Genomic DNA, 6,000 nt, shown 5'->3' on the forward strand with positions numbered 1-6,000 from the left:
GTCTGCAAATGGGCGGGTCTTCAACTCAGACATAAGTTTGGAGCAGCGACCGAGCGCCGACTCAATTGAAGAACTTATCTTGGTGGGATCGATAGAAGTCGACCGTGCGTTCGAGCCCTTCCTCAAGCTCGACCGATGTCGACCATCCGAGCTGGTCTTCTATCTTGGAGGGATCGATAACCACGTCGCCCCGACGGATACCCTGCCATGTCTCTGTCCACGGGACTGTTTCTAACGAGCCACCGCCGGCAATCTCTACAACGAGCTCTGCGGCCTCCCTCATCGTTTTCGAGGTTCCGGTCCCCAGCACATACAGTTCACCAATCGCTCGCTCGTCGGCGGCGACTTGCGTGAGTGCATCCGCCATGTCATGAATAAATAAGAAATCGCGGAGGTCACTGTCTTCGAAGACCGTCAGGGGCTCATCGCGGAAGAAGCGTTACCCACGAACTGGTTAATAAGCCCATATCCGGTATCGTATAGCGGAGCACGCGGCCCATAGAGGTTCGCCGGGCGGACGACGGTTGTCGGTACGCCCTTCAACCGATGGTACAGCTGACAATAATCTTCGACTGTACGTTTGTTGATCCCGTATATGTCGACTGGCTTCGGCTCTGTGGTTTCGTCAATCAGTCTTTGACACGTTGCCCACCGTCGCCAGCGTACTGGAATACACCACTCGCGGAGGTGTGTCACAGCTTGTCGCTGCCTCAAGAACGTTCAATGGACCACCACAATTGATGTTCAGGTTCTTCTGTGGGTTCTCGTTCGCTGCAGGTCGGCTGCTCTTTGCGGCCAGGTGATAGACGATGTCCGCAGAGGGCACTTGTTCTTGAATCAATTCCTCGTCACGAACGTCCCCATCGACGATATCTACCTCGTCACTGATACCGTCAACTACGGGAAGCTTTTCTTCTCGAACCCTATCCAGAAGAGTCACGTCTGCTCCCTCGTCAAGCATCCGACGAGCGAGGTTACTGCCAGTGAACCCGAGTCCACCGGTTATCAGAACAGAGTTGCCTTTCAGATCTTCCATACAACTGTCACATAGTGAGAAAGCACAATAGTATTGATGCCCTTATAGTCCGATCATATATGTCGCACCTTATCTGACCTCTCTCCGCGCTGGCGAATTTAATAATCTGGTAATGACTGACCGCCCGAAACCGGTCAAGCGCCGTCTCCTTGGGAAAGAACCCAATGAAGCGGTAGGCAAAGTTACTCAAACGGAGAAGAACACCCTGTCGCCGTCAGGTGCGAGGTAGCGAAGTCCAGACGAGTCTTGGAGCAGATCAACGGACACTTGTTATATCTGTTCAGAAGGCTCTCATGCACGAACGCGCATTATCAGTATTGTGCTGTCACATCAAGAGGTGATGTGTCTCAAAGAATATCTGAGACAGTAGTCACTGTCTACTCCGGGTCAGTGGAGATCAGCAGTAGTCGCGACGACGAGGTTTCGTCACGGTCGGACCGCGACAAGATACTGCGTGGAATTGGTTTCATCGTCATCTCATGCCCGGGTTGAAAAGTATTGGCCGACTGTTTTTTGGCTAGTAAATTCTTCACTTGTGTATGGATGACGAAAACTGGAGGAGTTTATTGGCGTCGCCAACAGTTCTACATCCTCCTGCTGACCTCTTAGTAGTGGTCGGGCACGCGCTCCTAACCCTTTGCGTTGTTTTACACCCCGTCCTTCGCGATACGCCGCTCCGTGTCGTTGTCGGTCTTCCGTTTGTGTCCTTCATCCCAGGCTACGGTGCTTGTCGCGGCACTCTTTCCGGAGGCGAACAATGTCGAGAGCCAAGCAGGCGATTCAGTAGAAACGGGCATAACCGGCATTGGACGCGTGGCTCTCTCCTTTGCTGCATCGATAGTCGTCGTTCCCACCGTAGGGTCGTTACTGAACTACACGTCGTTCGGACTCCGACTCGTCCCCATGGTTGTCTCTCTTATTGGAATTGTGGTGGTGCTGGCACTTGTAGCCACAAGACGTCGGCAGGCGCTCCTGCCCAAAGACAGGTTCGTGGTGCCGTGGCGTTCGTGGCTTACGAGGCTGTGGACTGAGTTCATGAGGCCGGACTCCTGGACCGATACTGCGTTGAACGTCTTGCTTGTGGCGTCTATTTTCGCTTCGGCTGTAAGTGTGGGATACGCCGTCACCGGCTCGAATCCTGGTACATCATCAACTGAGTTCTATCTGTTGAACGAGACCGATGACGGCGACTCTCCGACGAGTATCCGAGGACACTCCTGTCTCCGGTGAATCTCAGCCATTTGTCTTCGGCGTCGAAAACCAGGGTGACAGGCCAACCGACTACACCGTTCTGGTCAAGTTCGGATCAAGTTACGGTCCAGAACAACTCAACTCAGGTAATTCGAACAGACCGCCTGCAGGACTTCGAGAAACGACTCAAAAGCAATGAGACTTGGCGGCATACACATACAGTGACACCGCGACTAACAGGTGACCGGCTTCGATTGACCTACCTCCTGTATCGAGGCGACCCTCCGGCAACTCCGACCACCGGAAACGCTTACCGCAACCTACACCTGTGGGTCAACGTCACAACCTGAACTGACGACGCTGAGGATCCCGCCAACGCGACCGTCGCGGACCCGCCAGTTCGTTCTCCCCATCTTGACCTCCTCCCCGGGGCTAAGAGACACGGAACTCCCGCCACGGGATTCCAGGCTGACCTCGGCTTCGTGGTTTCAAGACGCTGACGTTCCAAGCGTCCCCCTCTGAGGTTCAGCACCGGCTTGACTGTCTTGTGGCGCGGTCAAATGCCCCCACCCTCAGCTGAGTCATCGTCGTCCTCGTGTTCTCTGGAACGACCTTCTCCACTAGAAGATAGCGGCCTGCGATGTTCACTACTCCGTTCACGTCAGCTTGATAGTCGTACACTCTGCAGTCGTCGTTCTTCCATTTGAACGTCACCTGCTTCGGTCTATACCCGATCTTACTGAACGCATGGCATTCTTTCGAGGTGTTGCATGGATTCAACGTCTCAATAGTCAGACCGTGTGTTCGGCCTCGTACTTGACAGACTCGTCCAGTCGGTTGAACGCCCACTTGTGACTCCGCGACGCACCAGGTCGCTCCGGAACGTCAGCCCCGCTCTTGAACACAATGAGAATAACGAACGTTAGAAGTACCAAATATTGAATTATTTATGAATTATTGTATTCAATTGTCTTTTGTATTCCTTCTTCAAAGGACACTGATGGCTCCCGACCGAGCTTTCTATCTTAGTTGTATCTAATGCGTACCGCTGGTCATGCCCCGGCCGATCTTCAACAAAGGTGATTAGCTCTTCACTTGCCCCAACTGTATTGAGTATTGTTTTAGCAACTTCCAAATTTGTCTTTTCCGACCCTGTTCCGATATTATACACTTCTCCGGTGTTACCCTCGTTCGCAGAACTCGGTCCAGCGCACTGCAATTATCCCTTACGTCCTATCCATTCTCTGATGTTTGACCCGTCTGCATCGATTGGTCGCTGTTCACCTTCGATACTGTTGTGGATGAGTCTTGGGATGAGTTATCTCTGGATGTTGTCTCGGACCGAAGTTATTGCAAGTCCGAGTGATTGGTGTCGGCAGACCGTACGTCGTTTCGTAACTTTTCACAAGCAGGTCGGCACCGGCCTTCGTAGCAGCGTATGGGTTTCGTGGGTTGAGCGTATCGGTTTCACTGAACGTCCCATCAAGGACCTCTCCATACACTTCATCAGTCGATATTTGAAGGAACCGGTCTATATCTGTATTTCTGGCCACATCAAGAAGCGTCTGCGTTCCCTGAACATTCGTCGTGACAAATGGCTCTGAGCTATTAATCGATCTATCAACATGAGATTCGGCAGCGAAATTAACAATCATGTCGACATCCTCAGTATGTTCGGATATTAATTCACGGTTACAGATATCTCCTTCAACAAACTCATGTCGTGTATCTTCGAGAACACCTTATAGGTTATCTCGTGTTCCGGCATATGTTAGGGAATCTATATTAATAATTTGAATATCCCCATATTTATTGAGCATATAGCGAACAAAACTTGATCCAATAAATCCGGCTCCGCCTGTGATGAGTACACGCATGACAATATATCATTGGGGGAACAACTTCATTATATTGGTTGTATCGCAGAAGAATACAGCGTTTAAGCTTGGCGCTCCCAATCGAGAAAGTGCAATTCATTGCTCCTTTGCTGAGTCGTTGGAGTCGCTCGCCATGAAATGATTTGACATCCCTCCCACCGTCCGACGTTCCAGGGTTTCAAAGCAGCTAACCCGAGGGTCAAGGTCATCTTGTACCTGTGACTGGTTCTGGATGAATGCAGTGTAAGTGTGTGTGATGCTGTTTCGTCATACGTAACCTGTATAAGTGGAGTAACCGTGAGCCGAATCAAGTGTTGTACTGACCTGCACCCATGGCAGCGATTGAAGTAGACAGTGACTTATTATTATGACTTAATGTAACGTCAACTGTGTGGGAGCACTCAATTATCCACAGGAGGACTCTGCGGACTCTGTATTGGACGGCAAGGCGGTACGGAAGGCAGCGTTGACGATTCTATTCACACTGAGCGCTGCGCTGGCAGTCCTCTACCGCTCGATATATCCCTTGCAACTCGAATTAAACAGCGGATATTCCGCCACAACTCCCGCTTGTTTTCTGGCCGGTCCTGATTGCAATCCTAATTGTAGCGTTTCTTCTCTGTACGTCGGCCACATCGGACTCGGCTAAGTTCGTGTATCTTGTTTTTATTTCTGTATTAATAAATTATAAACAGTACATCTTTTTCAATTTCACTGGTGGTGACTCTGCAGGCGAGATATCGCGGTGGTTCGTCATCGGCGGCTTGCCGCAATTCAGTGTGGAACTGTTCGGCTATTTCCAGTGGCCGATGCATTTTGTATTCTTTGAATCGTTTAATAAGCTCCTGTCGCTTCCCCTAATGGATATGATTCGGTTGGGGTATCTGTCGCTATACGTCCTATTTGCCGTCGCTGTCGTGTACTTTTTCTACATCTATACGTCGAAGACAATATATTGGGTCGCTACGTCTATATCATATATGATTTATATGTTGATGTTCTTAAACAATCAGCTCGTTCCGCAGTTTTTCGCGCTGGTGCTCTTGATTTTCTTATTTAGCCTTGGGTCCATAGAATCATTGCGATCGAGATTCTCCAGTTGTTCCTCTATACGGCCCTTGTACTGTCTCTATCCGTTCTTCTTCATCTTCTATCTGTCTTTCTCTGACAACGCTTGCCGTTCACGAAAAGTCTGAGAGACGTATCTAGTCGAATTCTGGAGGCTATGATGCACCGATGTACGTCGCGGTGTATGAAACGTTGAGGCATCCGTTCAAATCGCTGAAGATGTGGGCATCGGGCAGTCTAACTTCTTTGAGGGGGTCAGCTGCCGATCATTTCGGTATTATCTGCAATTTATGTGTTCTTCTTTTTTATGAGGTTCGAGATATTCGTGCCAGCGACCGCGCTTTCGACTTGCTAAGCGAAAGAATCCAACACACAGTACGGGTCGTCGACATTACTGTGGGGCACCTGTCCGGACTTATCAATGGTGCAGGCGTGGAGAGCGACTGGGCCGGAGCCACGCCTCTGCTCTACTCACTGTCCTCACAACTTCTCCATCGCGTGTCGGCGTACGCTATCATGGCTATCTTCGTGATATTGCTCTTGCTGTCGGTTCTGATATTCATTCGAAAATCTGCAGAAGAGCCTGTCTCCGGTTCCGATCAGGTATCGGATTGGCTGGTGTCGCATACTATATTGGTGGGTTTTCCCTCCCGATAATTTCGGACCTCGAGGGCTACAGCTCGGTCACTTTCCAATCGGAGTGCTCATGACCGGCTGGAGCAGACAACGCGAGGTGCCGTGAGGACCGTCATTCTCCTCGCACTGGTACTATCGCCAATAATCGGACTCAACGGCATCGTGAATGCATCGATCAGTGGCGGCAGTGAC

7 protein-coding genes and 1 pseudogene are annotated in these 6,000 nt (G+C 50.6%); 3 read left to right on the top strand and 5 right to left on the bottom strand.

Going from position 1 to position 6,000, the window contains the following annotated elements:
- Positions 1 to 61: 61 nt before the first annotated feature.
- From ACODNH_RS00850 to ACODNH_RS00860, 3 genes are read right to left on the bottom strand one after another with little or no spacing between them, the layout of a single operon-like run.
- Entirely contained in the window at positions 62 to 418 is a 357-nt protein-coding gene (locus tag ACODNH_RS00850; RefSeq protein ID WP_434530003.1) for an NAD-dependent epimerase/dehydratase family protein, read from the bottom strand.
- Positions 415 to 696 (bottom strand): NAD-dependent epimerase/dehydratase family protein, encoded by a 282-nt coding sequence (locus tag ACODNH_RS00855; RefSeq protein ID WP_434529993.1) that lies wholly within the window; start codon positions 694 to 696, stop codon positions 415 to 417. The genes ACODNH_RS00850 and ACODNH_RS00855 overlap by 4 nt, the downstream gene beginning before the upstream one ends.
- Positions 626 to 1,036: an NAD-dependent epimerase/dehydratase family protein gene (locus ACODNH_RS00860; protein ID WP_434529994.1), complete on the bottom strand. Its 411-nt coding sequence runs from the start codon at positions 1,034 to 1,036 to the stop codon at positions 626 to 628. The genes ACODNH_RS00855 and ACODNH_RS00860 overlap by 71 nt, the downstream gene beginning before the upstream one ends.
- Before the next feature lie 723 nt (positions 1,037 to 1,759).
- On the opposite strand from ACODNH_RS00860, the gene ACODNH_RS00865 reads away from it, so the two are divergent.
- Together ACODNH_RS00865 and ACODNH_RS00870 are read left to right on the top strand one after the other, a co-directional pair.
- Positions 1,760 to 2,266, top strand: coding sequence for a DUF1616 domain-containing protein (locus ACODNH_RS00865; protein ID WP_434529995.1), 507 nt, complete (start codon positions 1,760 to 1,762; stop codon positions 2,264 to 2,266).
- A gap of 35 nt (positions 2,267 to 2,301) precedes the next feature.
- A complete protein-coding gene (locus tag ACODNH_RS00870; RefSeq protein ID WP_434529996.1) occupies positions 2,302 to 2,577 on the top strand; it encodes a DUF1616 domain-containing protein in 276 nt (91 codons plus the stop codon).
- A 441-nt stretch (positions 2,578 to 3,018) separates the two neighbouring features.
- Here ACODNH_RS00870 and ACODNH_RS00875 read toward each other — a convergent pair whose 3' ends face one another.
- Both ACODNH_RS00875 and rfbB read right to left on the bottom strand, forming a co-directional pair.
- Positions 3,019 to 3,162 (bottom strand): hypothetical protein, encoded by a 144-nt coding sequence (locus tag ACODNH_RS00875; protein WP_434529997.1) that lies wholly within the window; start codon positions 3,160 to 3,162, stop codon positions 3,019 to 3,021.
- A 12-nt stretch (positions 3,163 to 3,174) separates the two neighbouring features.
- Positions 3,175 to 4,104, bottom strand: a pseudogene (rfbB, locus tag ACODNH_RS00880) (dTDP-glucose 4,6-dehydratase).
- A 1,236-nt stretch (positions 4,105 to 5,340) separates the two neighbouring features.
- Between rfbB and ACODNH_RS00885 the strand changes: the two are divergent.
- Positions 5,341 to 5,829, top strand: coding sequence for a hypothetical protein (locus tag ACODNH_RS00885; RefSeq protein ID WP_434529998.1), 489 nt, complete (start codon positions 5,341 to 5,343; stop codon positions 5,827 to 5,829).
- Positions 5,830 to 6,000: the final 171 nt, after the last annotated feature.

It is taken from the genome of Haloarcula sp. NS06, from assembly GCF_051122755.1.
In the GTDB taxonomy this organism is placed as follows: domain Archaea; phylum Halobacteriota; class Halobacteria; order Halobacteriales; family Haloarculaceae; genus Haloarcula.